This window comes from Gluconobacter sp. Gdi, from assembly GCF_014132155.1.
In the GTDB taxonomy this organism is placed as follows: domain Bacteria; phylum Pseudomonadota; class Alphaproteobacteria; order Acetobacterales; family Acetobacteraceae; genus Gluconobacter.
Genome location: NZ_BLJQ01000051.1, coordinates 1 through 914 on the forward strand (window position 1 = coordinate 1; position 914 = coordinate 914).

Consider the following 914-nt stretch of genomic DNA (forward strand, 5'->3'; position numbering starts at 1 on the left):
TGTGAGGTGTCTGTCATGTCAGGCCAGTCCTATGGCAAAAAATCCGCCCGTCATGGCGGCGTTCTTGGTGCGGCAGGCCAGAAAGAAACTGCCTCCCGTTGTATCCTGCGCCGTCAGCGTGGCCTGTTCCTGCTGGCCGCGTGTCGCCACATCGGACGTCACCGCCGGAAAAGCACGCCAGATCTGCGAGAAGGTCTGTGGCCAGGTCACACGGATCACATCGCTTTCATAAACGCCGCTGTCCGAGGTCAGTGTCGCGGTGCCACTGAAGCCACCCCACTGAAACAGGATGAACTGATTATTGCCAATCGGCAGCCGCAGAAAGCCGGTTTCCCCCTGCTGCGCCGTCACCATCGCCTGCGTCAGTAGATAGTGCCAGGCCCCGCCCAGATCGAGCACGGCCGGCGCTTTCGTGGCCCCCGAGATGATCAGCTGAAGAGCGTTGAGATCGCCATTGCTGGCGGCCGTGGATCCGAGCACGTATCGCCAGGTCCCATCCCAGTCCAGGAACGCCATCGTGCCGTTGGTTCCGGAATACAGAACCTCATTGATCCCGACGTCCTGACTGTCTGCGGCCGGGTTGGACTCAACGGTGTGATGCCAGTTGCCATTCCGGTCGAGGGCCGCCAGGGACTTGCTGTCCTTGGACGAGACCAGTTGCCTGATGCCGACATCCCCGGCCGTATAGGGATCACTGTTGACCAGATAGCGCCAGGTTCCATCCGCCAGAAGGGCGGCCAGCGTACCCGTGTCCTTGGAGATGACGACTTCATTGACCTTGATGTCGCCCCCGGTGGGAGAACTCCAGACCAGCCTGTCATTCAGCGCCTTGATGTCGGCCGCCGTGGCCAGCGTGCTGTTGCCCAGGGAAACAGATCCGTCATCGTTCAGGACCAGAAGGTACTCGGCCGGGA

1 protein-coding gene is annotated in these 914 nt (G+C 61.3%); it reads right to left on the reverse strand.

The annotated features are described in order from the left end of the window. Positions 1-18 precede the first annotated feature (18 nt). A partial coding sequence (locus JN414_RS16400; RefSeq protein WP_202208874.1) for a hypothetical protein occupies positions 19-914 on the reverse strand: 896 nt, incomplete at its 5' end.